This window comes from Gluconobacter oxydans, from assembly GCF_006539685.1.
GTDB classification, from domain to species: domain Bacteria; phylum Pseudomonadota; class Alphaproteobacteria; order Acetobacterales; family Acetobacteraceae; genus Gluconobacter; species Gluconobacter oxydans.
In genome coordinates this window covers 1-549 of record NZ_BJNM01000104.1, presented here as the reverse complement: position 1 = coordinate 549, position 549 = coordinate 1, and the positions used below count along the sequence as shown (strand labels likewise).

The window sequence follows — 549 nt, the reverse complement described above, 5'->3', positions numbered from 1 at the left end:
GAGAACAGCTCCTGCGCCTTCTCCACGGCCTTGCGGGCCGTTTCCAGAACCCGATTCCGCTCGCGGATCTCCGCATTCTGCTTCCCGAGATCCGTCACCGGCTCCCTGCCGGGGAACTGGCGACCCGCCTGACGTTCCAAGGCGGTGGCTGAAACCCCCATATGCCGGGTCGGCTCCTGCTCCCTCCCCTGACGCTCGAAGCTCCGGTGATCCACTCGCTGTTCGACCTGGTGCCGTTCCAGCGCCGTGTTGACCTGGCGCGCCCATACACCCCGCATATGCTCGATCTCGGCCGAGGCGGTGCTGGCGACGTCCAGAACCCGCGTCTTGGCCCCCAGCCCGTCCGCCCCGGCCGCCCGGGTCGTGGTCAGGATATGCGCGTGATGGTTCCGGTTGTCCCCTTCCCGTCCGGGTTCATGGATCGCCACATCGGCCACCACCCCGTACCGCTTGACCAGCTCGGCAGCGAAATCCCGGGTCAGTGCCGCCCGTGCGCCCGCGTCCAGTTCGGCCGGTAACGCCAGTTCGTATTCCCGGCCGGTCTTGGCG

Annotated in this window: 1 protein-coding gene; it reads right to left on the bottom strand. The window is 68.1% G+C overall.

From position 1 onward, the window contains the following. Window positions 1-549 (bottom strand): MobA/MobL family protein (locus tag GOX01_RS12795; RefSeq protein ID WP_170212327.1); only part of this gene is annotated, 549 nt, incomplete at both ends.